At 50.8% G+C, this 25777-nt stretch carries 21 protein-coding genes; 6 read left to right on the top strand and 15 right to left on the bottom strand.

What is annotated here, in order from left to right; genetic code table 11:
- Nucleotides 1-71: 71 nt before the first annotated feature.
- The gene (locus JMI88_RS05375; RefSeq protein ID WP_201360728.1) at nt 72-869 is read right to left on the bottom strand and encodes a hypothetical protein; all 798 of its coding nucleotides are present in this window, start codon (nt 867-869) and stop codon (nt 72-74) included.
- Between the two features lie 520 nt (nt 870-1389).
- On the opposite strand from JMI88_RS05375, the gene JMI88_RS05370 reads away from it, so the two are divergent.
- Nucleotides 1390-2262 (top strand): tyrosine-type recombinase/integrase, encoded by an 873-nt coding sequence (locus tag JMI88_RS05370; RefSeq protein WP_201360727.1) that lies wholly within the window; start codon nt 1390-1392, stop codon nt 2260-2262.
- Between the two features lie 66 nt (nt 2263-2328).
- Nucleotides 2329-3168 carry a purine-nucleoside phosphorylase gene (locus JMI88_RS05365; RefSeq protein WP_201360726.1) on the top strand — a complete coding sequence of 280 codons (840 nt, stop codon included), beginning with the start codon at nt 2329-2331 and terminating at the stop codon, nt 3166-3168.
- Nucleotides 3169-3268: 100 nt separating this feature from the next.
- Here the strand turns inward: JMI88_RS05365 and JMI88_RS05360 are convergent, their stop codons facing one another.
- Complete coding sequence (locus JMI88_RS05360) at nt 3269-3937, bottom strand: hypothetical protein (protein WP_201360725.1); 669 nt, start codon at nt 3935-3937, stop codon at nt 3269-3271.
- A gap of 557 nt (nt 3938-4494) precedes the next feature.
- Here JMI88_RS05360 and JMI88_RS05355 point away from each other — a divergent pair.
- Both JMI88_RS05355 and JMI88_RS05350 read left to right on the top strand, forming a co-directional pair.
- On the top strand, nt 4495-4812 hold the full coding sequence (locus tag JMI88_RS05355; RefSeq protein WP_201360724.1) for a Sec-independent protein translocase subunit TatA/TatB: 318 nt from the start codon (nt 4495-4497) through the stop codon (nt 4810-4812).
- A 121-nt stretch (nt 4813-4933) separates the two neighbouring features.
- On the top strand, nt 4934-5287 hold the full coding sequence (locus JMI88_RS05350; RefSeq protein ID WP_201360723.1) for a 4a-hydroxytetrahydrobiopterin dehydratase: 354 nt from the start codon (nt 4934-4936) through the stop codon (nt 5285-5287).
- Nucleotides 5288-5349: 62 nt separating this feature from the next.
- Here JMI88_RS05350 and ispF read toward each other — a convergent pair whose 3' ends face one another.
- The 6 genes from ispF to JMI88_RS05320 all read right to left on the bottom strand — a co-directional run bounded on the left by ispF (nt 5350) and on the right by JMI88_RS05320 (nt 14595).
- Nucleotides 5350-5829, bottom strand: coding sequence for a 2-C-methyl-D-erythritol 2,4-cyclodiphosphate synthase (gene ispF / locus JMI88_RS05345; protein ID WP_201360722.1), 480 nt, complete (start codon nt 5827-5829; stop codon nt 5350-5352).
- Nucleotides 5826-6518, bottom strand: a complete 693-nt coding sequence (ispD, locus tag JMI88_RS05340) for a 2-C-methyl-D-erythritol 4-phosphate cytidylyltransferase (RefSeq protein ID WP_268905966.1) — start codon at nt 6516-6518, stop codon at nt 5826-5828. The genes ispF and ispD overlap by 4 nt, the downstream gene beginning before the upstream one ends.
- A 94-nt stretch (nt 6519-6612) precedes the next feature.
- Nucleotides 6613-7806: a PIN/TRAM domain-containing protein gene (locus JMI88_RS05335; RefSeq protein WP_201360720.1), complete on the bottom strand. Its 1194-nt coding sequence runs from the start codon at nt 7804-7806 to the stop codon at nt 6613-6615.
- Between the two features lie 466 nt (nt 7807-8272).
- On the bottom strand, nt 8273-9691 hold the full coding sequence (radA, locus tag JMI88_RS05330) for a DNA repair protein RadA (RefSeq protein WP_201360719.1): 1419 nt from the start codon (nt 9689-9691) through the stop codon (nt 8273-8275).
- Between the two features lie 160 nt (nt 9692-9851).
- A complete protein-coding gene (locus JMI88_RS05325) occupies nt 9852-12386 on the bottom strand; it encodes an ATP-dependent Clp protease ATP-binding subunit (protein WP_201360718.1) in 2535 nt (844 codons plus the stop codon).
- Nucleotides 12387-13062: 676 nt separating this feature from the next.
- Nucleotides 13063-14595: a 30S ribosomal protein S1 gene (locus JMI88_RS05320; RefSeq protein WP_201360717.1), complete on the bottom strand. Its 1533-nt coding sequence runs from the start codon at nt 14593-14595 to the stop codon at nt 13063-13065.
- Nucleotides 14596-15120: 525 nt separating this feature from the next.
- Here JMI88_RS05320 and JMI88_RS05315 point away from each other — a divergent pair.
- A complete protein-coding gene (locus JMI88_RS05315; RefSeq protein ID WP_201360716.1) occupies nt 15121-15756 on the top strand; it encodes a CoA pyrophosphatase in 636 nt (211 codons plus the stop codon).
- 161 nt (nt 15757-15917) lie between these two features.
- A complete protein-coding gene (locus JMI88_RS05310; protein ID WP_201360715.1) occupies nt 15918-16316 on the top strand; it encodes a hypothetical protein in 399 nt (132 codons plus the stop codon).
- 53 nt (nt 16317-16369) lie between these two features.
- Here the strand turns inward: JMI88_RS05310 and JMI88_RS05305 are convergent, their stop codons facing one another.
- The 7 genes from JMI88_RS05305 to tkt form a co-directional block, all read right to left on the bottom strand.
- On the bottom strand, nt 16370-17326 hold the full coding sequence (locus JMI88_RS05305; RefSeq protein WP_201360714.1) for a P1 family peptidase: 957 nt from the start codon (nt 17324-17326) through the stop codon (nt 16370-16372).
- A gap of 100 nt (nt 17327-17426) precedes the next feature.
- Nucleotides 17427-18092 carry a ribulose-phosphate 3-epimerase gene (gene rpe / locus JMI88_RS05300; RefSeq protein ID WP_201360713.1) on the bottom strand — a complete coding sequence of 222 codons (666 nt, stop codon included), beginning with the start codon at nt 18090-18092 and terminating at the stop codon, nt 17427-17429.
- Between the two features lie 12 nt (nt 18093-18104).
- Nucleotides 18105-18842 (bottom strand): 6-phosphogluconolactonase, encoded by a 738-nt coding sequence (gene pgl / locus JMI88_RS05295; protein ID WP_201360712.1) that lies wholly within the window; start codon nt 18840-18842, stop codon nt 18105-18107.
- Between the two features lie 36 nt (nt 18843-18878).
- On the bottom strand, nt 18879-20144 hold the full coding sequence (locus JMI88_RS05290) for a glucose-6-phosphate dehydrogenase assembly protein OpcA (protein ID WP_201360711.1): 1266 nt from the start codon (nt 20142-20144) through the stop codon (nt 18879-18881).
- An 85-nt stretch (nt 20145-20229) separates the two neighbouring features.
- Nucleotides 20230-21780, bottom strand: a complete 1551-nt coding sequence (gene zwf, locus JMI88_RS05285) for a glucose-6-phosphate dehydrogenase (RefSeq protein WP_201360710.1) — start codon at nt 21778-21780, stop codon at nt 20230-20232.
- A gap of 731 nt (nt 21781-22511) precedes the next feature.
- Complete coding sequence (gene tal, locus JMI88_RS05280) at nt 22512-23657, bottom strand: transaldolase (protein ID WP_201360709.1); 1146 nt, start codon at nt 23655-23657, stop codon at nt 22512-22514.
- Nucleotides 23658-23709: 52 nt separating this feature from the next.
- On the bottom strand, nt 23710-25737 hold the full coding sequence (gene tkt, locus JMI88_RS05275) for a transketolase (RefSeq protein WP_201360708.1): 2028 nt from the start codon (nt 25735-25737) through the stop codon (nt 23710-23712).
- Nucleotides 25738-25777: the final 40 nt, after the last annotated feature.

The following is a 25777-nucleotide window of genomic DNA, read 5'->3' as shown; positions in this document are numbered from 1 at the left end:
TGTGCTCTACCTCAACATAAAAACGCGGGCAGGCGCGTCAGCGCCTGCCCACAAAAAGATGCTATGCTGCTTTATTTGCGACTCGTCGATGGCAACGAGGGGGTATCTTTATCACTCTCATCCTGATGGACTTTTTCTAGCAGTTCGCTCAAGGACTTAATCTGCTGCCGCGTGGCATCGCCATTATCTTTGGCGGCTAGAATCACCGCTTGAATGCCCAGGGTATTGATCGTGTAGGCATCTTCCTCGCTTAGTGTGCTATTGACATAGATGAAAGCAGGGAAGCGCACAGCTTCGCGAACCGCCCGATAACCAAGAATCTCTTCGATGGTCAGTTGGCCCACCTTCTCTGTCAAGCCAAAATCCAGGAGTACAGCAGCAATGTGTTCAAAGGCGGTCAGGTTGCGAATATAGAGCGGATAGTTCTCGTCTTCCCGCATCGGAACCACGATCACCTTTTCCAGGTCCTTTGTTTCCAGGGCCAGTAAACGGGCGGGCGCATTAAAAGGCAGGATAATATATTGGACGCCCACATCCTTCAACTCTCTCAGGCTCGCGGCAGTCAGGCCGTCCAGTCCCTCTGTAATATGCAGACCTGTGACCGTGCTTTCTTTCTGGGCCTTTGCAGCCTCGATTTCCTTCTTTAGCGTATCGAACTGGTCTGTATCTTTTCCATCCCATTTGAACAGGATGCCATCAGCGCCAGCTTTCAACGCAGCTTCGGCACTGCCAGCGGCAATTTTGTCTTGCTCAACAACGAGAGCCGCAGCGCGAGCCTTTCTCTCAGCCCGATTTTTGCCCACGAAGCCCATGCCGCCACCGCTTTGCGCCCGATGTGCCTGCGTAAACATATCTTGCAGTTTAGCCATTCCGACTCTTTCTCCTTATCACGAACGAGTTTGATGATATCGACTCGCATATGCATATGGACAAGTATCATAGGATACGACTCTCCGCCATAAAGTTATCTTCCGACCTTATAATGAGAGCGTAGCCGTACCTGTTGGGTAGTAACCATTAAGGGAACGCGCATAAAGCACGAACGTTAGTCCATTATAGCACTTTGTGAAGCACCCCATGTATACAGCAAGGAGCTATATATTGCCAAAATTTCATGTTACCCCGCCTTCCAAGCTGCCTTAAAAGGAAATCCCCTTATATCCCCATAACTGAAGTCAGAGGGTACGGGGCGCTTCGCTAAGAAAAAAGACGGAACCTCGTGGGAAGTTGACTGCATGCCAGTATTATTGCGCGGTATCTTGTCAAACATATAGCTGTATGTACTATATAACTTGCATGTATTACATGTATCGATTATACTGGCAACAGCCTCGGTGCGGAAACGGTTGGTTCGCTAATTTAAAATTGCATAGATGTGGGAAGTGTGTTATGTTGCAAGAAGCTGTTGATGATTTTGTTACCTCTATTGCCAATGGGGAGATGGAACGTAGTGGTGGTAGCCGCAATACTATTATGGCATACCGCAACGATTTGGGACAGTTGTGCAGCTATATACGAGCTTTAGGGATTACGAGCTGGCTGCATGTTACCCGTGAGCATATAGCTGATTATGTCCAGCAGTTACGTGAGGCCCAGGTCTATCGTCCGACAACGATCGCTCGCAAGCTGGCGGCATATAAGTCTTTTTTTCGTTACCTGTGTCAAAAGGGGCTGGTGACCAGAGATCCATCACTAGGGGTCTTATTGCCGCCCGTTGAAAGAGGGCTGCCCCAGATTATGAATGCTGAGCAGGTGCAGACGCTGTTTCAGCTTGCGGATAGAGATACCCCGATGGGGGTGCGTGACCTGGCTATGCTCCATCTTCTCTATGCTACAGGAATACGCGCATCTGAACTGGTTTCACTTAATGTTGATCACTTTTGCGCACAGGATGCCGCGATTAAATGTGTTGGCGTACGCGGCAATGTGCGTTTCCTGCCACTGACATCGGTGGCTATGGATGTGCTTGAACTCTATCTGTTGCGCGGACGTCCACGTTTTATACGCCATGCCAGTGAAGAAGCTCTGTTTGTGAATCATCATGGCGAGCGCCTGACACGCCAGGGGTTCTGGCTGATCATCAAAGGTTATGCGCGCCGGGCTGGTATTGAGGATTTGACGCCCCATAAATTGCGCCATGCGTTCGCTATGCATATGCTTGATAGCGGAATGGACCTTGGTTCTGTCCAAGAATTATTGGGACATGCGCATATTTCGACCACCCAATTCTATTGCCAGCTGGTCAGTGCTCAGCCGAAATGATGCATAGGTTTTGGCCTCCTTGTGTGCTATCCTGTAGCCATCAAATACAAGGAGGCAACAAAACGCGTGCTTTACGATCAAGTTGTGGAAGCCACGCAAGCGATTCAGCAACATACCGAGGTCAAACCTGCGCTGGCTATCATTCTGGGCTCAGGGTTGGGTGACCTCGCCAATGAGATACGTGATGCAGTGGCCATACCATATAGCGAAATTCCGCATTTTGCGCAGTCAACGGTAGTTGGGCATGCTGGTCGATTATTGATTGGCACTCTGTCTGGAGTACCTGTAGTAGCTATGCAGGGGCGCTTTCACTTCTACGAAGGGCATCCAGTTCACCTGACTACCCTGCCTGTACGTGTGATGCGCCTGCTGGGTGCAGAGACGCTGATTGTCAGCAACGCTGCCGGAGGAGTCAATCCAGCTTATCTGCCCGGCCATTTTATGCTCCTGCGGGACCATATTTACATGCCAGGACTGGCCGGAGGCAGTCCGCTGGTCGGACCTCACGATGAGCGCCTGGGCGAGCGCTTCCCAGCCGTTGGCAAGGCTTATGATGCTGAGCTACGTGCGCTGGCGCATGAGGTGGCTGACCGCTATCCAGAGATCACACTTCACGAAGGGGTTTATACCATGGTTGCGGGACCCAGCTATGAGACGCCGGCCGAACTCGCCTTTCTGCGCACCATCGGTACCGACGCCGTCGGGATGTCCACTGCGCCCGAAGTCGTTGTTGCTCGCCAGGTCGGCATGCGCGTACTTGGTATCAGCCTGATCACCAATAGCGCCACCGGCAGCGAGGCAGCAGAGGTCAATCACGCCGAAGTGCTCTCTACCGCCGACGCGGTCCGCACCAAATTTGCCAATCTCGTCATGGGTATTGTCGAACGCATTGGCGCACAGGTTTGAGTTGGAGTAAACACCGTCCAAACAAAAAAGAAGAGCTAACCTTATACTGGTTAGCTCTTCTTTTGGTCGCTTACGGAATGCTTATGTGGTAAATAGAAGTTTATTTTTTCTGCAATTGTGTTGACCAGCTGTAGTTAAAGTAGGTGCCATTTCCGGTCAGACCAACGATATAGTAATTTCCCTTCTCTAACGTTGGTGATAATGTCAGCGTCCACGCGGCTTGCCCTTGAACACAGGGTTGGGTTAGTGGTGCTCCATTACTAATAACCAGACCGGGAGTGATTTCATGTGGGAAGGTTCCGCTATAGTTGGCGGTATCTTTAAACAGTGCTCTATCAGTATCATCAATTACCGGTAAGCCATCTTTGGCTTTTGTTAATATTATACGGCAGGTTATGCCATCACTCGTGATATTTTTTTCTGCGTTGAGGTCACATTGACCGGCCACTTTGTGTTTGGCAATAAGGGTGATGGTGATTGAGCCATCCAAATTATAGCCTGTTCCTATACCCGGGCAACCTAGTGGTAATGCTTGTGCTGTTGCTGCAGTTGGGGTTGCTGTGGGGGTTTTAGAGACCACCACCTGGGTAGGCTTTTTGTTATTCCCTGAAGTATTGGTGACTGGCTGGGCGGAATGTGGGTGGGTGAAGGCACCTACCGCGAAACCCAGAATCGCGCCAGACAGGGCGAATAGCGTGATGGCCGTAATCATAATGGTTTGAATCTGTGTATTACCGCCGGTTTTTTGTGATTTTACTAATTGTTGCATTCCGTCAAAACTCTCTTCTTTATCTTTTTGGCTGATAGTTCTTTACTTTCATCATACCATGTCATGGCTTATGAGTTGACAATGCCTGATGATTGGTAGCCTAAATTGGTACATGTTTTACTATTCTTCAAGCCATAATAGTAGACTGATGAAGAATTTGACCACTGACAGGTATTTTTTTCCTAAAACTAAAATATTTATTTCCTAGAACTAAAAAGGAAGGGAGGCTGATCATCGTTCTGGGGGGACGTGATCAGCACACTCAGCTTGTAGGTGGGGAAAGTACCTGAGTGCGGTATTCCTTGGGATTGTCATGGCAGCCAGTTTATAGCGGTTGGCCTGATCTGGCGGACCGCAAGCCGCTCGTGCTATCCTGCAGTTTACTCTCTTTCTTAAAGAACAGTGCCCTGTATCTTTTTTGGGGATGGGCACGGCAAAAAAAAGAATATTTCTGCGCTTCTGGTTACAAGGGAGCACGATGATCTCCCATCCTGTGGTAAAATAGCAGTGTTGGAGTAACAAATAGCTGGCATAGATGCCATTGGTGAAGGAGTACGATGATGCATATCTTTGAAATTCTGATAGTTGCTGGCATTGCACTGGCCATCTTTGGTCCAAAAACACTACAATCACTGGCGCGTAGCGCAGGAAAAACGACTGGCGAGGTCAAGAATGCCAAAGATAAGTTCATGTCTCACGTGCCAGCCGATGATATCTCAAAATTACATCAAACCCTGAACAAGGTACCTACCAATCCGGCCCAGGCGGTTCAGATGTTGATGACTCCTGCTGAGAAGAAAGAGACTGCCAGCGAGACCAGGTCTGGCGCGGCGGCGAGCACAGAGGCAAAAGTAGCTCCCGGTAAAGAAAACTAGTAGTGCATCTCAGCCTTCACCGGTATCTTGCCTCTAACAACAGATTTGTGAGCAGAAATAGCTGTTCTGGTATAAACCCATTTAGTTTTATATCAGTGTTCACATCAAAGGTAGGTGGGCTATGGAAGAATTGACCCAACTGAAATGTGAAGTGTGTCGTGCTGGAGCGCCTCAAGTGACTGCAGAGGAAGCAGCGAACTACCAGAAACAGGTGCCAGATTGGATCATCATGGAGCACGACAACGTCAAGCGCCTGGAGCGTGTTTACAAGTTCAAGGACTTCGTGTCTGCGCTCTCCTTTACGCAGAAAGTTGGTCGCCTGGCTGAGGACGAGGGACATCATCCGGCTATCTTGACCGAATGGGGCTCCGTTGGTGTGGCCTGGTGGACCCATAAAATTCATGGCCTGCATCGCAATGATTTTATCATGGCGGCCAAAACGGATGAAATCTACAAAGATTTTGAGGCCATGTAATCATACACGGCCATCTATGCAAAATAAACATAACCCGTAGGGCGCCCTACGGGTTGTGTTGGTTATGCTTGCTCGAGCAATGCGACCGCGTAACAGGCAATGCCCTCACGGCGACCGGCAAAGCCGAGGCCGTCGGTAGTTTTGGATTTGATGCTAACCTGGTTGAGGGATAGCTGTAGATGTTCCGCCAGATGTTCGCGCATGGCCTGGACGTGGGGGGAGAGCCTGGGTTGTTCGGCGACAATCGTGGCATCCACGTTCCCAATGGTCCAGTTGTGCTGGCGCAGCAGATCAAGGGTGTAGGTGAGAAAGACCGTGCTGGGCTGGTCTTTCCAGCGTAGATCTTTGGATGGAAAGTGTTGCCCAATGTCACCCAGAGCGGCTGCACCTAGCAGTGCATCTACGATGGCGTGAATGACCGCATCGGCGTCAGAGTGACCTGCCAGGCCATAATCGTGGGGAATAGTGACGCCACCCAGCACCAGCGGGCGTCCCTCTGTGAATGCATGGACATCATAACCAGAACCAATGCGTGTAGTCATTCTTCTTGTCCTTTAATACATGCCTCAGCGAAGAGCAAATCTTCCTGAGTAGTGATTTTGATATTGGTGTAAGAGCCAGGGAAAATAGCCACGTGATGGCCCAGCCTCTCCAGAAGCAGCGCATCATCGGTGGCATCATCGTTAGCCAGCGGCGAATGATGAGCCTGGTGAATCAAGGGAAAAGAAAACACCTGGGGTGTCTGGATGGTCCAGAGCAGAGCGCGGTCTGGCGTATCCAGGATTTTGCCGTCGCGCACCTGTTTAATAGTATCCTTTACCGGTACGGCAGCGATAGCAGCCTGGTGTTCCTGAGCCGAGACCAGTCCGGCCTCAATGATGCTAGCCGTCACAAACGGTCGCGCGCCATCGTGGATCATCACCCAGCGGCAGGCTGGCTGCAACGTTGCCAGCGTATCCAGTCCCTGGCAGACTGAATCTTGCCTGCGGGCACCGCCGGGTATAACGGCACAGATCTTACTCCATGCCTCCTGCTTACAAAGTTCTTGTGTCGCCGCGAGGCGTTCCGCACTAACCACCAGCACAATCCTATCGATAGCCGACGAGCTCTGGAACGCATCAATGGTGCGCGCAAGCGTCACGCGACCGGCCAGCGGAATCCAAAGCTTATCCCTGCCCATGCGCCGACTGGCTCCTGCAGCCACGATAATAACAGCTGATTTCTCTTGCATGGTATGTGTGGAGGTAGGTAGCTACCTGTTCTCCCTCTCCATAAAAAATAGAGAGCACCGCAAAGGGTGCTCTCGTGAAAATGCGTTATGCTAATTAAGCTTGCCTTTGCTTTAAGGACGATTGCGGCGCTATGGCGGCGCTACTGGCATTGGCTTGTTTGGGATGGGCAAAAATCATGCGACCCGCCACCGTTTGTAGCACACGCGTTACCGTAACCTCAATCATCATATTCATGAACTGACGTCCATTTTCTACCACGATCATGGTTCCATCGTCCAGGTAGCCAACTCCCTGTCCCAGTTCTTTACCGTCCTGCATGATTTTAATATGAATATCCTCTCCTGGCAAGAGGACCGGTTTGATGGCATTGGCCAGCTCGTTGATGTTGAGCACCTTAACGCCCTGCAGTTCGGCGACGCGATTGAGATTGAAATCATTGGTGATGATCGGACAATGCTGATCGCGAGCGACTTTCACCAGCTTACCATCTACATCCGCGATCCCCTCAACATCGGTGTCAACGATCTCTATCGGGACTGTTGCATCTTTTTGCAGGCGGTTCAAGATCTCCAGCCCACGACGACCACGATTGCGCCGCATCGTATCGGCCGAGTCAGCAATGCGCTGCAGCTCGTTGAGTACGAAACGGGGCACAACCAGCGTACCGATGATAAAGCCTGTCTGGCTGATATCGGCGATGCGACCATCAATAATCGTGCTGGTATCCAGCAAAATCTGCAATGATGGTATGGTTGATACCACAATCGGCTCTTTCTCTGGCTCACGCTTCTTGCCACGTTCACTACGCTCACTACGCTCGCGATCCTCATCGCGGTCGCGATCACGCTCGCGGCGCCGCGCCACGGTCGATTGGAAGAGATGGGCGATATCGCTCTTGCGCAGGACTGCGGTTGTCAGCCCGATATAGCCAAAGATGACCGCGCCTAGAAACGGCGTAATCTGCCCCAGTCCGAAAGGCAAGTACTGTAAAGGGATTGCCAATAAAACAGCAAGGATAAGACCGATGGCCAATCCGATTGCGGCGGCAACCAGGTCACTGGCCGAAGCTGCGCGGATCTTATTGCTAATCCACTGAAATGGGATAACCGTGATATACGGCGTGATAATAAAAGCGGCGATAGCGCTGACGGTCGCGATAATAGCAATCACCCATGGTACAGGAAGGGGTAGAGGAGCCAACGTCGTTGCTCTATACAACGAGATACTGATCGCTGCGCCTATGGCGACCAGCGCTCCTATGATGCGGGTAACGGTATTAACTGACATCCCTGCATCCTCCAAAGCGAGACACTTAGACGTGCCTTTTCTAAGCTCAAGAGGTCAACGCTGCTTCTTTGTCCGATTGGCAGGTCTGGTATTAAGAAGAAAATGATGAATAATAATTCCAGATGAAATGTATTGCTTAGCCTGCTGTCCAAAAAAACACGTGCCTGTTTGAGCAAACAACCTTTAAAAAATATACGAATCGACGAACAATTTTGTTGCTATTGTGGCAACATTCTGCCTCAAGTAGCAACAATTTCTCTGTACTTTTATCATAGAACATCAAAGAAAGAGCATTTGCCATCTATTGATGCAAACTAAACAACAATACACGCTACGTAGGTAGGGTACGCTGAATATGCAGTATACACTGTTTTCATGTTAGAAGCAAGAGACTTCTCTGCGGTATTGCGTATGGTGCTTTTATTACCGATACACATTGCCAGAAATGCTGCCTCCTTTGCTGTTTTTAATGAAGTGCAATCTCCAATGCCACAGCTAACGTACTGGCTGTAATTACTTTGAAATCCTCTGAGGGATGTGTCTCAGCTATTTCATTGCGCAATTTATTGCCCTGACCCGCGGAAGGGATCAAGCAACGTTTAAAGCCCAGTTTGGCAGCCTCATGAACGCGCAATGACAGGCGGCTGACGGCTCGCAGTTCTCCAGAGAGTCCTACCTCACCAATCAAGGCCATATCGGCCGGAATCAGCTTCTCACGATAGCTGGAAGCGATTGCAGCGGCGACCCCCAGGTCAATTGATGGCTCCTCAATGTTGAAACCGCCAACCACATTGGCGTAGACATCGTGGCCACCCACCGCCAGGCCGACGCGTTTTGTTAAAACCGCCATCAACATCAACAGGCGATTATGGTCGATACCGTTGGTGGTACTGCGTGGATTCCCAAAGTTACTGGGCGTAACCAGGGCCTGAACCTCGACCAGCAAAGGACGAGTTCCTTCCATACTGACCACTACCGCCGATCCACTCGCACTGGTCGCTCGATCCGAGAGGAAGACAGCCGATGGGTTAGAGACCTCTACCAGACCTTCGCCATGCATTTCAAAGACGCCGATTTCATGGGTCGCGCCAAAACGATTTTTGACACTGCGCAACAACCGGTAGGAGTGATAGCGCTCACCCTCCAGATATAGCACAGCATCAACAATATGCTCCAGCACCTTGGGTCCAGCCACCGTTCCTTCTTTGGTAACGTGTCCAATCACCAGGATCGGTATCTGAGAAGTTTTGGCCAGCTGCATCAACTGCAGCGTACACTCGCGCACCTGGCTGATACTGCCCGGGGCCGCCGTCAAGTGACTGGCCAGCACCGTCTGAATCGAATCCACAATAACCATGGCCGGTTTCACCCGATTGACCGACTCAACAATCAGGTCGAGTTCAATGGCGGCCAGCAGATAGAGCTGCTCACCGACGATGTCCAGGCGCTCAGCGCGCATCTTAATCTGCTCAATGGATTCCTCACCCGAAACATAGAGTACCGGACCAACATGTTTCGCAATCTCGCCCGATATTTGTAAGAGCAGGGTAGATTTACCAATACCTGGCTCGCCACCAACCAGGATCAACGAGCCCGCAACCAGTCCGCCGCCCAGCACGCGGTCCATTTCAGGATAGCCTACTGAGATGCGTTCTTGCACCAATGGCTTAATGTGAGGAAGAACAATAGGAGTATGAGGATGATAGTTACTGGAAGCAGGGGATGCAGCCAGCAAGCTCTGCCGCCGTTGTTGGGCGGGACTTTGCGGAATATCTACCACTTCCTCCAATGTGTTCCAGGCCCCACAGTCGGGACATTTCCCCATCCATTTACTATGTTCCCCGCCACATTGCTGGCAGACGTATTTTGTGCGAATTTTTGCCATGTAAAGATCTGCAATCTAGGATAATCCAGAAAATAATCCAGGATATAGGAGCCGCTAGTTTGTGCGTGGTCAGGTTGTAACTGGAAAGTTTAGTACTAAAGGTAAGAGAGAAGAGCAAAGAAAAGGGGACGCGATGTTTGTCACGTCCCCTCAATTCTGATCAGCTTTCTGTATTCGTACTACCTTCGCCGCCAGCCGAGAGGGCCGCTTCCGGGGTAGCCGATGCCGGTGGTGGCAACTGCTCAATGCGGTTGCGTACCTCCAGAGCAAGATCGTCATCGACAATGCTTGCCTCTACCAGATCGCCAGGATGGAACTTGCCTTGTAGCAAGCCTTCCGCCAACGGATCTTCAACCATACGCTGGATAGTGCGGCGTAAAGGACGGGCACCATACTGCGCGTCGAAGCCTTTGTCGATCAAGAAATCCTTGGCGTTCTGTGGAACCACCAGTTCGATCTGCTGTTCGGTGAGCTGTGCACGTACACGGTTCAGCAACAGGTCGACGATAGAGTACATCTCCTCCATACGCAGAGAATGGAAGACAATAACCTCATCGATACGGTTCAGGAACTCAGGCTTGAAGGTATTCTTCAATTCGCCGAGCACCTTACCCTTCATCGCATCATAGTCTGCCTGGTTGGCTTTCTGCTTGTCTTTCGACTGCCTAAAGCCGATCGAGGCCTCCTTATTCAAGAGGGCGGCACCGACGTTTGATGTCATGATGATAATGGTGTTGCGGAAATCCACCGTGCGGCCCTTGGCGTCTGTCAGCTTACCATCTTCCAGAATCTGGAGTAGCATATTGAAGACGTCAGGGTGAGCCTTTTCAATTTCGTCCAGCAGGATCACGCTATAGGATTTGCGGCGAACCGCCTCGGTCAGCTGACCGCCCTCTTCATAACCGACATATCCGGGAGGGGCACCCACGAGACGCGCGGCCGCGTGACGCTCCATAAACTCTGACATGTCGATTTTGATCAGAGACTCTTCGCTACCGAACATAAATTCGGCCAGCGTCTTGGCCAGCTCTGTTTTACCAACACCTGTGGGGCCCATAAAGATGAACGAACCAATAGGACGTTTCGGATCCTTCAGGCCTGCACGAGCGCGGCGTACAGCGCGTGCAATCTTTTCTATTGCTTCATTCTGACCGATCACGCGAGCGTGGAGTGCATCTTCCATTTGTAAGAGCCGCTGTGACTCTTCCTGAGCGATACGCATCACAGGGATGCCGGTCCACATAGAGACGATCTGAGCAATCTCCTCTTCGCCAACCGTTGGTTTCTCATTTCCACGTTCTTTGTGCCAGCCAGACTCAAGTTTGGCAATACGATCTCGCAACTTTACTTCGCGGTCCCGCAGTTCCGCTGCCAGTTCGTATTCTTGTTGCTGGATAGCTGCCTCTTTCTCACGCAGGACAGACTCCAGACCCTTCATGGCCTCTTTCAGGTTCAGAGGAGCCAGTGAGTTCTGCATCCGTACGCGGCTAGCGGCTTCATCGATCAAGTCGATAGCTTTATCCGGCATGAAGCGATCGGTGATATAGCGGCTGGCCATATCGGTTGCGGCCTTGAGCGCCTCGTCTGTGATAATCAGACGGTGGTGCTGCTCATAGCGTTCGCGGATACCTTTGAGGATCTCAACGGTCTCCTCGACGGATGGCTCGCGTACAATCACTTCCTGGAATCGGCGTTGGAGTGCAGCATCGCGCTCGATATACTTGCGATATTCATCGAGGGTTGTTGCACCGATACATTGCAATTCACCACGAGCGAGGGCAGGCTTCAGGATATTGGCTGCATCCACAGCCCCTTCAGCGGCGCCCGCACCCACCAGGGTATGAACTTCATCGATAAAGATGATACAATCGCGGCTATTGCGAATCTCTTCTATAATTTTCTTCAGACGCTCTTCAAACTCACCACGGTACTTTGTACCAGCCACCAGAGAGCCAACGTCCAGTGTGAGTAGACGTTTGCCGGCCAGTGTTTCTGGCACCTCGCCAGAGATCAGGCGTTGCGCCAGACCTTCAACGATAGCTGTTTTACCGACACCGGGTTCGCCGATGAGAGCCGGATTATTCTTATTGCGTCGGGAAAGAATCTGGATGACGCGCTCAATTTCTTGATGACGTCCAATGACGGGGTCGAGTGTACCTGCGCGAGCAGCTGCCGTCAGATCAATGCCCATCTGGTCAATAGTGGGGGTCTTCGAATGTTTGGCGTCGCGCTCATGTGGAGTGCCAGACTGGCTGAGCACTTGAATGGTTTGCGTACGCACTTTTTCCAGGTTGACGCCCAGACTTTCAAGTACGCCTGCTGCGATACCTTCACCCTCACGGACCAAACCCAGCAAGAGGTGTTCTGTCCCAATATAATGATGATTCAGGCGGCGAGCTTCATCAACTGCTAGCTCGATTACCTTTTTGGCACGTGGCGTCAGGCCAATTTCGCCCAGAACAATACGGTCGCCACGACCAATAATAAATTCGACGGCGCTACGAACCTTATTAAGCTCAACGCCGAGATTTGCGAGTACTTTTGCAGCAACGCCTTCACCCTCACGCACAAGGCCGAGGAGCAGGTGTTCTGTACCAATATAGTTATGTTGGAAGCGCTGGGCTTCCTCCTGTGCCAGGCTCAGAACTTTTCTGGCCCGTTCTGTGAACTTATCAAATCTGTCTCTATCGTTCACCTGTTTGTCACCCCCCTTTCATTGGCAGAGGGTGGAACCGAGCCCTCTGTGTCGCTCAGGTAAACTATGTGATTCATCATACAACACCCATCATACAGCGTCAAGGATAACAACTGTAGCCTCCCGTCTGTCAATAAACGCTCAACCTTCTTACTGAGAAACAATCGACCTCTGCACTGCATTCGCATAGATGCACACAGTGGAGAGGTCGCGAGATCATCTGTTCAGGTACGATTTGCTCCAACAGCCAAGGAACCTTGTCTATCTAGGTGCCTCTGTATCTTCTTTGATGCCCTGACAAACGAGCGACTGAGCGGAGTGCATCAGTCATGATCGTTGTCCCTCCATCGTCACTGCTACTGGTAAACATGCGATTTGATTATCCTTTATTCTACAACAAAAATGCGTGGATATCATCAGTATGTTCACGATTTGCTTTTTGCTCAAAAATGTAGAAGGGAACTCTTGATCGCTTCATTAACTGCGCATTTCATCATACTACAACTCTTTTTACAACGTCAAGAATACTATATGTATTCTTAATAGCAACAACACCTATTATACACTGATTTCTTACTAATAAGTGAGAACCTCCCTGTGCAATCTTTCAATGAAAGACTACAGGGAGGTTCTTCTTACAAGTGACGACTACGTAACAGCGCTACAGCGCTACTGACTACTCAGCTGTTTCATTCTCATCTTTAGCTGAACGCTGGCGAGCAGCTGCGCGGAAGGCCTCGGCCATCGCGGTTAACTCACCCTCACCATGTACGTTCTGGCCGCTATCGCCAGAACGCTCCTGGCGCTCGCGGCGCTCGCGCTTGGATGGAACCTGTTCAGAAAGTGTTGGCAGTGACTCCAGAGAAGGAGTGCCGGGCGCAGCTGGTGTTTCGACAGCTGGAGCGGCATTCTGTTCAACAATAGCACTTTCAGCCTGGGCTTCTTCCTGTTCAGGGACCTCAGTCGCAGCCTCTTTGGCATCAACTTCGTCAGCCTGACGTAAGCTGAGACCAAGGCGACGGCGCTCGGCATCAATGCGCAGGATGCGCAACTGCAATTGTGCACCCTCGTGCAGAACCGACTTGGGATCTGTACCAGGTGTCAACTCGGACTGATGGATCAGGCCCTCGATGCCATCTTCGATGCGTGCAAACGCTCCGAAGGGGGCGATCTTGGTCACAGTACCAGTGACGACCTGTCCTGGTGTGTAGCGCTGCTCGACAGTTGTCCAGGGATCAACCTCAGCACGTTTGATCGAGAGTGCGATTTTCTTTTTCTCTTTATCAACACTCAAAACCTGTACTTCGACTTCCTGACCAACATGCAACACTTCGCTAGGATGGTTAACACGGCTCCAGGCTAGCTGGCTGATATGAACCAGTCCGTCTGCGCCACCAAGGTCGACGAAAGCACCAAAGTTAGCAAGGTTGCTCACCACACCCTTACGCACTTCGCCGGGCTTCAACTCATCGAGCAATTCCTCGCGACGGCGCTGACGCCATTCCTGGACAGCCAGACGCTCGGAGAGGATCAAGCGGTTGCGCGCTCGATTGATCTCGATAATTTTTAACTGAAGCTCTTTGTCCTTCATGCCCTGGAGTTTGGCTGCAGTCTCCTGGTTTTCACCGCCGGCTGCAACTTCCTCGCGCTTGAGATTCAAAATTTGAGATATCGGTACAAAGCCACGAATTCCCGCCACGTCAACAATCAAGCCACCTTTGTTATAATCAATGACTTTCGCTTTGAGGAGTTCGTTGTTTTTGTACTGTTCTTCTGCGATACGCCACTGGCGCTCGGTGTTGGCCCTCTTCAGTGAGAGGACAGCATGACCCTCTGAAGTTTCTGGCTGGATAACATAGACCAGAACTTTGTCATTGAGGTGCAATTCGCTAAAAGAGCCATAGCCACTGGATGGCAACTCTTTTGTTGAGAGGACGCCTTCTGATTTAAGGCCAATATCCACCAGGATTTCGTCCTGGTCGATACGCACGATAACGCCCTCGACTACATCACCTCGCTTAATGCTGATAGGATTCGCCGATTCCGCCAGCAACGCTGCCATTTCGTTCTGGTTAAATTCTTCCATCTCTTCGGGGTTGCTGTTGTTTTGCCCTTGTAGGTCATTTCCTTCGATCATCGTCTGTACCCGCCCGCTGTTTTGATTTGCCGCTGGCATTGTCGAAAGGTCGCCGTGCTTTTGCGCATGCATGGGTAGTTAACCCCCTTCGATCCACGGTTTTTGCCTGTCTACGATATTACACCCATGCCAACCCTTTTTGATTCTGTGCTGTTCTCTGTTGCCAGTCATGCCGAACCGACTATTACCAACTCTATTGTCCTTGTAACAGTAAGAACAACAAGATGGATTGCACTGCACGTTGGGACCCTTGGGGAGTGTACCATCGGACTTGGGCTAAATCGGAGGAGGTGCTCAGGCGGTCATCGTTTCGGTTTCCGATATTCCTGTCATTACACTAAGAATACCTTTATAACCCATTGTTTGCTTTACAGAACGGTGATACGAAACGATACTCGCAGGCAGTACGCCACCATACATATGATAATGACGCCTGAATGTAAGCATACCCCCACTCGATACTCTCTATTATACCAAATGCTCTCACCGATTGCAAGACAATGCCCAACCTTTTGCCAAATCTCTCCGATAGTTTTTTTCTGTCTCAGATTGTATCACAGTAGCGCAAGCCCCCTTCAAATGTGCTACAATAGCAGTATGGATGTGTTGGATTTTACGAATACTGCAGCGATTATGGGCATTTTGCGTACACGCCTGACGCCTGTTGAGCAAGCAGGATCGCTTATAGATATGGTCGAGGGTCATCAGCAACATGCGCGCCAGGCCGCAGTGCTCCTTCCATTCTTTGTGAAAGATGGCCGGTTGCAACTGGCCTTGATTCGTCGTGCCAGCACGTTGCGTGCCCATAGCGGCGAAATTGCTTTCCCGGGCGGAAAGGTTGATTCCACCGATTCTTCAATTGTGATGACCGCGTTGCGCGAAGCACATGAAGAGATCGGCCTGGAACCAGCTCGTGTCGAGGCACTGGGCGTGTTACCGCCGGTGTTTACCGTGGTCAGCAACTATCTGATTACACCAGTGGTAGCCTATCTACCGCAAGGATTAGGATCGCTGGTATTACAGGAAAGTGAAGTAGACGAGCTGCTCTGCGTCTCTCTGGAACGGCTGATAGATCCTGCCATTGCTCATACTGAGCAATGGACGCGCAATGGGCAAACACGGACCGTGTATTTCTATGATTACGATGACTATCGTATATGGGGCGCGACCGGGCGTATTCTCGCAGCAGTCCTTGAGCTATTCAAGCGTGCTGATGCGCCTCCTGTCGGCTAACCAGTTCTTATAAAGATTCCCCCAATAGTCATAGTTCCCTTGCGAAAATCGGCTATATCGCTACAATTAAGAGTAGACGGACAAAAATGCTGTAGTGCGTACGTTGTAAGCTGTCCCTTGTTGATGCGGTTGGTATGTAAGTGCCTTAGCGGAGAAAAGCTGTGACGTTGCCCAGTCCTGATGCGCGATCCAGAAGAACAGTGCCTCGCCGGCCACAAATGATCTCTCCCACCTACTCGATGCCCGAAAACTCTTTGGCGTCTTCCCCTGCTATGTCCTCAAACTCTCCCTCTATGTCGGCTTCGGCAAGCTCTCGTCAAGCGGATCATGAGCATGCATTGGATTTTGCAACCCACTCCTGGGACCTGGCTACCGGTGGTTTAAAGACCCTTACCGCGAAACGAGAGCTCCCGATACGACCTGAACGCCGCAATGCGAGTGTTGTACCAGATATTCTGGCCACCTCGCGTAGCTATATGTTTGCTCTGGTCATTATGGGATGTGTATTGCTGATGCTGATCGGCGGAGGCATTGTGTTATTTGTAATGCTACAACCATGACAGACAGGATTGGAGTTCGCATAATCGTACCAATAACAACACCTTTCATCATTTTATAATAAAGAACTGGCTGCTGGGACGCCATGCAAATCGCTCGCGCTGCGCACTGCTTTCACAATTGCTCGTGCGAGTGTGTTCGCTGCCGCCGCTCCTAACGTACTCACCTGCAGTGCTGCGGTTGCTGTATTTTGCTGTATTTCTGGTGCATTGCTCCCTGTTGCCAGCGCAAATACGGTATCCCCGTCAAACATCGTATGTGCAGGTCTGATGACGTGCGCTATGCCGTCATGTGCCATCTGAGCCACTTTGGTGACCTGAGCTTTGGTCAGCGTGGCATTGGTGGCAATCACTGCAATGGTGGTATTGCCAAACGGATTGCTCGCTCCCGAGCTTTTTCCGGCTATATTACGTGTGCCAGCCACTACCTGCTGGGTCTCAGGATCAACAATATCTCCCAGCGCATTGACCAGGACGATGGCGCCGACCACGATACCTCCCAGTAGCTCCATACTGGCGGAGCCAAGCCCACCTTTCATGGCAAACTCTGGTCCTAGCAGTTTGCCTACGGTTGCTCCTGTGCCCCCGCCTACGTTTCCCAGCTCAATGGGACCGCTGCTGGCCTGCTCACAGGCGTGATAGCCAGCGGCATAATCGGGCCGAATGGTGGCGGAGCCGCATGATAGATCAAAGATTGCTGCGCCAGGCACAATTGGTACGCGCGCAATCCCGCTATCGTAGCCGATACCATGCTCATCCAGATAGTGTACAACGCCACTGGCAGCATCCAGCCCAAAAGCACTGCCGCCGGTCAGCAGAACCGCATTGACCTCATCAATCATACATAATGGATGCAGGAGGTCGGTCTCCCGGGTAGCGGGAGCACCGCCACGCACATCTACTCCACCTACCGCAGGCGTGTCACATAAAATAACGCTACAGCCAGTGCCAGCCTCTAGATTTGTATCGTGTCCAACGCGAATACCGGGTACATCGGTGATATCGTCGTGCATAACATCTCCCCATAGGTTCGGAGCTTGCCTCCGATTTGCCCCGTCATTTGGGCGGCAAATCGGAGGCAAGCTCCGAACCTATTTGATGATAATGTATTGTTTATGCCTCGTTGGGAATCGCGCGCCGCAATTTATCCATCGCCTGTGCCACGCTCTCTTTATCGTTATATACGGCAGAGCCCGCTACCAATAAATTAGCGCCCGCACGCACAACTTGAGGGATCGTTTCGGCATTGATGCCACCATCGACTTCAATATCGCACTTCAGATTGCGCTGCTGCAACATTCGATGCAACGTCTCTATCTTCGACAGTGTCTCAGGAATAAACTCTTGTCCTCCAAAGCCCGGATTAATCGTCATCACCAGGATCAGATCGCAAAATGGCAGCATATCCTGCAACATAAAAACAGGGGTGGACGGATTGATCGCCACGCCAGCCTGTTTGCCAGTCGCTTTAATCTGCTTCAAGGTTCGATGCAGATGGGGAGACACCTCCTGGTGCACAATGATGACGTCCGCGCCTGCCTTTGCAAATGTCTCGATATATTCCTGTGGATTGGTAATCATCAGATGGGCTTCAAGGACGGCGCTCGTGCAGCTGCGCACGGCCTCGACAACCATGGGACCCATAGTGATATTGGGCACGAAATGCCCATCCATCACGTCAATCTGGATGCGGCGCGCGCCAGCCGCCTCCACATCCCGCACCTGCTCGCCAAGACGTGTAAAATCGGCCGACAGAATAGAAGGTACGATTTCTACCATGGAAACAATCTCCTATTTCTGTTTGCGCAATTTTCCCGCCGCGGCCGTATCCAGCATCCAGGTAACCTCACCATGGGTAGGGTGTACAATCTGCGCTGGATACTCATCGGACTGATATGGTCCCTCTAGGACGGCCCCTACGGCCTCATCTTTCTCTGCTCCTGTGGCAAGGAAAAGGATATGGCTGGCAGCATTGATCAGGCGAGGCGTAAAGGTCAGGCGGTCGGGTGGCGGCTTGGGTACCGATACCGGCATCACCAGCCGTTGTTGCTCGCGTAATGACGGTTGATGTGGGAAGAGCGAAGCGGTATGCCCTTCGGGTCCCATACCCAGCTGGATCAGATCAAACTGTGGAACATCATCTGTGCCAAATGTCCGCTTCATCTCTTGCGTATAGGCCACAGACGCGGCATCGCGATCAGCCTGGTCGGCGGGCATGCTATGAATATGCTCGGCTGGAATTGGCAGCTTACTCAGCATCACCTCGTTGGCCATGCGATAATTGCTCTCAGGATCGTCCGGGGGCACGCAGCGCTCATCACTCCAGAAAATCTCTACTTTAGACCAATCGATCTGGCTACGATATGATTCGGTTGCCAGCAAACTATATAACTTTTTAGGAGTAGAGCCACCCGATAAGGCCAGTGTAAAGAGGCCACGGGCTGCAATGGCTTCCCGGGCAACGCGCACAATATAGTCGGCCGCGGCACGGCTAAGTTGTTCTACATCGGAAAAAATGGTAACGTCCATACAATGCTCCAATAGAAAAGTTGTACAAAACTGTCGTTACGCCAATAAGGCGAACACCTCGTGTAACGTCATCTCATAGAGACGATCGCGCCCCATGATCTCTAATTCATTATGTAGCAGATCACTTTCTTTATGGGTCGCCGCTATATTCACGGTTCGAGGGGGGCGCACGCTTCCCGGCAATTCGACAGACGTGAGCACATGATCATCATCATCGCCACGCTGGATCGTAAAGGTGGCCTGTTTCCCATGGACGGTACTGGTCATATGTACCAGGCAAAGAGTACCAGGAGCAGACTTCCCGAGTGCGCGTGGTTGAATCGAGATGCGGATACCCCCCAGTGGCGCGCTCATGCGTCTCCCACCTGCGCTGACGCTGAGTGGTTGCGTAACGACCTTCGTCATATCGCGCGTTGACATATGCCAGGAATAGGTTCCTGTCTCATGATCGATGTCATTATCTGACGGATCGTCCGATAGCTGCCAGCCCAGGCGGTTTTTCAACCAGGCAGCCAGCAACAATGCCCGGATAGGATTTTTCGGGTTCGAATGGTGATCAAGTGCCTGGGTAGAAGTGGCGACGGTATGTTCGATCAAAATAGAATCTACACCCATCACATAGGGGCGGTATTCTGTGATATCAAAGAACTGAGCGATCAGTTCACGCCAGGCCGTAACACGTCCCCAGGTGAGATCACTTAGAGCACAATGTGGCGACTTTTGTAGAATAGCAGAAGCATCCTGAATCTGTTCTTCAGGCTGTAAAAAGTGGCTTGAATCAATAATAACCCGGTTACTGATATTGATCAAGCGATGAAAAATTTCATGGTCTTCAGGTAAATCATTTAACCACCATAAATAGACCGGGAGATCAGGCTTTAATGTAGATTGCACAATATTATCTACAAAACGAATAGCCGAGCCACCTACTGAGATGGTTATCTGTTCAAAGTGATGGCGCATAATATCTGAAATGATGGGGAAGGAACGCAGTGTGATCCAGGTTGAAACTTCTGATGGAGCATCACTGCGTGTATCAAGGATTAAAAGGGTAACTCGAGCGATATGTGTACTGGATAAATCACGTAAAATGGCGCTAGCCTTGCGTGCTGACTCTATATCCTGCGCACAGATTACAAAGTTCAGCACACTGGTGCGTACATTCATATTTTGACTGATTCGCATGTTGTCGGCCGCCAGGTGCCAGAGAGTCGACAATTCGCCTTCGACTTGTTCCTGGTTGACCTTTTTACCTGCCCAGGGCAGATGTATTCTGGGGGTTGCGGAGTTATCCATTGCCATTCCTACACCCTTCATCATTGAACCTCATCGTTCTAAAGGACAACGTTGTACTATCTCTGTTCTGTGCTTGCTCTTACAATCACTCTTATGGACGGCGCCAGCGGCGATTATCGCGCCAGATGAACTCATCGGCGGCCTGTGGGCCCCACGAGCCAGATTCATACGTATGGACCGTATCGCGTGGAGCGTTCTGCCATTCATCCAGAATGTTCTGCACGAACGACCAGGCGGCTTCTACTTCGTCACGGCGTGTGAAGAGCGTTGAGTCGCCATGCATTGCGTCGAGTAAGAGACGCTCGTATGCTTCTGGCTGTTCACGTACGAAGGACGAGCCATAGAAAAAGTCCATATTTACCGATCGAATCTGCATATCCGTGCCCGGTACCTTGGCGCCGAACTTGAGCGAAATGCCCTCATCTGGTTGGATGCGTAGTGTAAGGATATTCGGTTCTACCTGTCCTTGCGTGTCATGATCCTTGAACAGCATGAGTGGCGGCTGCTTGAACTGGATAGCGATTTCACTCACACGTTTCGGCAAATGTTTGCCTGTGCGTAAGTAAAATGGTACCCCGGCCCAACGCCAGTTGTCAATAAACGTTTTTATCGCAACATAGGTTTCGGTCGTAGATGTAGGAGATACGCCTCCTTCTTGCAGATAGCCGGGCACCTGTTTTCCGCCAACCCAGCCTGAGCCATACTGAGCGCGAATCGTATTATTCTGTACCTCGCGTCCCACCAATGGTTGCAGGGCATGCAATACTTTCACTTTTTCGTCGCGCACAGAATTGCCGTCGAAGGCAATCGGAGGCTCCATTGCTACCAGTGTGAGTAACTGCAGCATGTGGTTCTGGATCATATCACGGATGGCGCCTGATTCTTCATAATAACCCGCGCGTCCTTCCAGACCGAGATTTTCAGCCACCGTAATTTGAACATGGTCAACATAACGTCTGTTCCAGACTGGCTCGAAGATGCCATTGGCCAGGCGGAAAACCAGAATATTCTGAACGGTCTCTTTGCCCAGATAGTGGTCGATGCGATAGATCTGTTCTTCTTTAAAGACTTTACCAATCTGGCGGTTCAGCTCACGGGCCGTGGCCAGATCATGACCAAATGGCTTTTCGACGATGATACGTGTCCAACCCTTACGGTTGCGGTTCAAGCCAGCCGCGCCCAGGTTTTGAATGATCTCCGGATACTGGCTGGGCGGCGTCGACAGGTAGAAGAGACGATTTCCGCTTGTTCCACGTTCCTGATCGAGCTTGTTCAATAGTTGATTAAGTTTTGTATAGCCCTCGGGATCGTGGAAATTTGACTGCAAGTAATGAATTCCGGAAGCAAAACTATCCCACACTTGAGGACTAACCGGTTTTTGGCGAGAATATTGATTAATAGAGTCGAGGGCCTGCTGGCGGAATGATTCGTCTGTATAAGGCCGTCGTGCAAAAGCAACGACTGAGAATCCTGCTGGCAATGGATGCTCTAGCGCCAGATTATAGAGGGCGGGAAGCAATTTTCGGTGTGTCAGGTCGCCTGTTGCACCGAAGATGACCATAACACAGGGTTCAAGGCTCTCTTTAATGCGTAATCCTTCACGAAAAGGATTAGGCGCCTCGACGACGCTACGCTGAGGCATGTGAAATTCTCCTAATGACTTTTTTAGTTTCTTACAACTAATGACATGTTTTTAAAGGTGTAAAGACCGTTGTTTGGGTCGATATCAAGCGTTGCTTGCTGCTCGCTTTTTGCGGGCAGTGGTCAGCGTTTGATGCTCTACAAGATGATCACCGATATTGGGACATCGCTATCCATGGTTCGTTTGTTTGTGTTCAGCAACCAGACAGGATAGGTAAAAGAACCACAAAGGCTTGCCAGTTGACCATGTATTTTAACGGCGCTCTTAATTGTGAGCAACCTGGAGCGTACAATACTTCCTGTTACTAATAATAATAATAATAAGATTAGCACAAGAGAATTTCAGGTCCGAACTGGTAAGGCTCTCAGGATCTCAAAGCCTTTACCATAGGTTTGCATGATACCATATTCACGTTCGAGCTGCGTTATTTGTACAAGACAATAGGACCGTCCTGTAACTTTCACTTTTATCATGCGATTACCCCTGAAGCCTTGTCAACATCAATAATAAAAGTAGGCTCTGGCCTGGCTTGAGATTGTATCCATACGACCCGGTACCTATATCCTACCACGATGAGATGAATTCTGCTGGAGGGTCAAATATCTGGCAAATATCTGGATTATATGATGCTGGAATGCTCAGGAATATCTCCATCCCGCTACGTCATCAGCGTAATCGGGATGGAGATGCGATGGCGTTACTAAATGCTACAACTATCTGCGCAAGGCGAACTAGTCAGCCAGCTGAGATTCTTTGATCGCATTTTTCTTGTCTTCAATACCTTTGAACAGCTGATGGAAAGAATCGGCGAACTTCTTTACGCCCTCATCCTGTAGCTGTTGGGTGATCTGTGCGTAATGGATGCCCTTTTTCTCCAGGCTATCCAGGACAGCTTTGGCGCCAGGAATGTCATCCTCAATGCTGAGGCGCACCCGACCATGGTCACGGAAGTTTATGATGGTTTCCAGTGGCATGGTATCTACGGTGTTAGGTCCAATCAGTTCCTCTGCATACAGCACATCGCGGTAAGCAGGATTCTTGGTGCTGGTGCTGGCCCATAGTGGACGCTGTACATGGGCACCGGCATGCTTGAGTGACTCAAAGCGTGGGGTGTTGAAGATGCGCTTGAAATCCTGGTAAACGAGACGCGCATTGGCGATCGCAGCTTTGCCTTCCAGCGACTTCAATTCTTCTTTCTCAGCAGGATCATTGCTGGCCTTGATTTTCTCTTCAAGCAGCTTGTCAACCAGGGTATCCACGCGGCTGACAAAGAAACTGGCCACGGAAGCAAGCTTGCTGATGTCCTCACTGCGGCCATTGCGATCCTCAAGGGCGCGGGTATAAGCATCGGCCACATCCCGGTAGGACTCCAGGGAGAAGATCAGGGTTACATTGACGTTGATACCGCTGCGCAGTGTTTCGTAGATAGCCGGGATACCTTCAGGCGTGGCAGGAATCTTGATCATCAGATTCGGGCGATCTACCATGCTCCAGAAGCGTTTCGCCTCTGAGATGGTACCCTTGGTATCATGAGCCAGATCAGGAGAAACCTCCAGGCTCACATAGCCATCCCCTCCCTCTGTGCGATCATAGATCGGGCGTAAGAGATCAGCTACGGTACGGATATCTTGAATCACAACTGCTTCATAGATATCGTTGGTATCTTTACCCTCTTTGATCAGTTGAATGATCTGATCGTCATATGCATGGCCCCCACTGATAGACTTCTCGAAAATGGTTGGGTTGGCGGTTACACCAACGATGCCATCCTCGGCCAGCATCTTTTGAAACTGGCCCGAAGCCAACTGAGCACGATCGATATTGTCATACCAGACGCTCTGACCCAGTTCTTGCAATTGTATTAAAGGATTTGCCATGGTATTGTACCTTCCTTCTACTTAATTGAACATTTCCTGCTAAGTATAATCTTTATTTTTTCAACAGAGCTTTTGCTCTCGCTACAACATTCTCTACTGAGAAGCCAAATTCCTGGAAGAGAACTTTGGCCGGAGCGGAAGCCCCAAAGTGGTCCAATGCAATGATGTCGCCATCCAGACCAACATAGCGTTCCCAGCCCTGAGTGCGGCCGGCTTCAATTGCTATACGGGTGCGAACGTTTCCTGGCAAGACCGCTTCTTTGTACTCTGCACTCTGCTCTTCAAACAATTCCCAGCTTGGTACACTTATTACACGAACAGCAACGCCTTCCTGACGCAATTGTTTGGCTGCGTCGAGTGCCAGAGAAACCTCTGAACCGCTGGCCATCAGAATGAGATCTGGTGTTCCCTCGCTATCCAGTAGCACGTATGCGCCTTTAGCAAGGTTACTTGCGGCTGGATACTCTTCGCGATCGAGGGTTGGCAGGTTCTGGCGTGTCAGGGCCAGTGCTACAGGACCCTGATGAGTGATGGCTACACGCCAGGCTTCGGCGGTTTCGTTGGCATCGCCGGGACGCAACACGGTGACGCCCGGGATCGAGCGCAGGGCGGCCAGTTGTTCAACAGGCTCGTGGGTTGGACCATCCTCACCGACGCCGATACTATCATGAGTGAAGATATAAATGGTCTTGAGACCCATTAAGGACGCCAGGCGGATCGGTGGGCGCATGTAGTCGGAGAAGATCAAGAAGGTGGCACCGAAGGGGATCAGGCCACCGTACAGGGCCATACCGTTGATGATACTTCCCATGGCATGCTCGCGAATGCCAAAGTGCATGTTGCGACCGGACTCGCTAGCACTGAAATCTCCCAGACCCTTCATGTTGGTATTGTTTGAAGGAGCCAGGTCCGCAGAACCACCAATCAGGTTGGGCAGGTTAGCTGCAATCGCGTTGAGCGTTTTTCCAGAGGCGACGCGGGTCGCCATTGCTTCACCGGCTTTAAAGGTAGGAATATCTTTATCCCAGCCCTCGGCCAGTTTGCCGCTTAACTCCCGCTCCCATTGAGCGGCCAGCTCAGGATACTCTGCGCTATAGGCGGCATATTGTTTCTGCCATGCCTGCTCAAATTCTGCGCCTCGCTCAACAGCCTGGCGGAAGTAGTTCAGTGACTCTTCAGGTACAAAGAAAGGCTCTTCCGAAGGCCAGCCCAGGTTACGCTTGGTCAGCACAACTTCCTCAGCGCCCAGCGGAGCACCATGGGCTTCGTGACTACCTTGCTTGTGCGGGCTGCCATAGCCAATCTTAGATTTGACAACAACCAGCGAAGGCTTATCGGTCACTGCTTTAGCAGCTTCGATGGCCTGGTTAAGGGCATCTAAATTATTGATATCCGCGACATGCTGGACGTGCCAGCCATAGCTCTCAAAGCGAGCACCGACATTCTCGGTAAACGCAATGCTGGCATCGCCTTCGATGGTGATATTGTTATCATCATAGAAGAAAATCAGTCTGCCCAGTTTGAGAGTGCCAGCCAGGGAAGCGGCTTCAGAGGAGATGCCTTCCTGCATGTCGCCGTCACCAGCGATGCCATAGATATAGTGGTCAATGACTTCGTGGTCCGGACGATTGAAGCGGCTGGCCTGGAAGCGTTGTGCAATAGCCATACCAACGGCATTACCAATACCCTGACCCAGCGGACCAGTGGTCGTCTCGATGCCGGCGGTGTGACCATATTCGGGATGGCCGGGGGTCTTACTGCCCCACTGACGAAAATTTTTTAGTTCGTCCAGTGAAAGATCGTAGTCAGTTAAATACAACAAGCTGTATTGCAGCATTGAAGCATGTCCAGCTGAAAGTACGAAGCGGTCTCGATTAACCCAGTGTGGATTCTTTGGGTTGTGGCGCATGTGGCGTGTATAAAGTAAATATGCTAAAGGGGCCAGCGCCATTGGGGTGCCGGGATGCCCACAATTTGCTTTTTGTACGCCATCCATGGCTAGTGTGCGAATAGTATTAATACAGAGTTGTTCTAATGCTTGCTTGTCTTCTTCAATATATGTCGGTTGTTGGGTCGTCATTTATCCTCCCAAATTGGTTTTATTATTGTACACAATACAC

The sequence above is a fragment of the Dictyobacter formicarum genome (assembly GCF_016587435.1).
The sequence above is the reverse complement of the archived record's forward strand: the minus strand, read 5'-3'. Positions and strand labels throughout refer to the sequence as shown.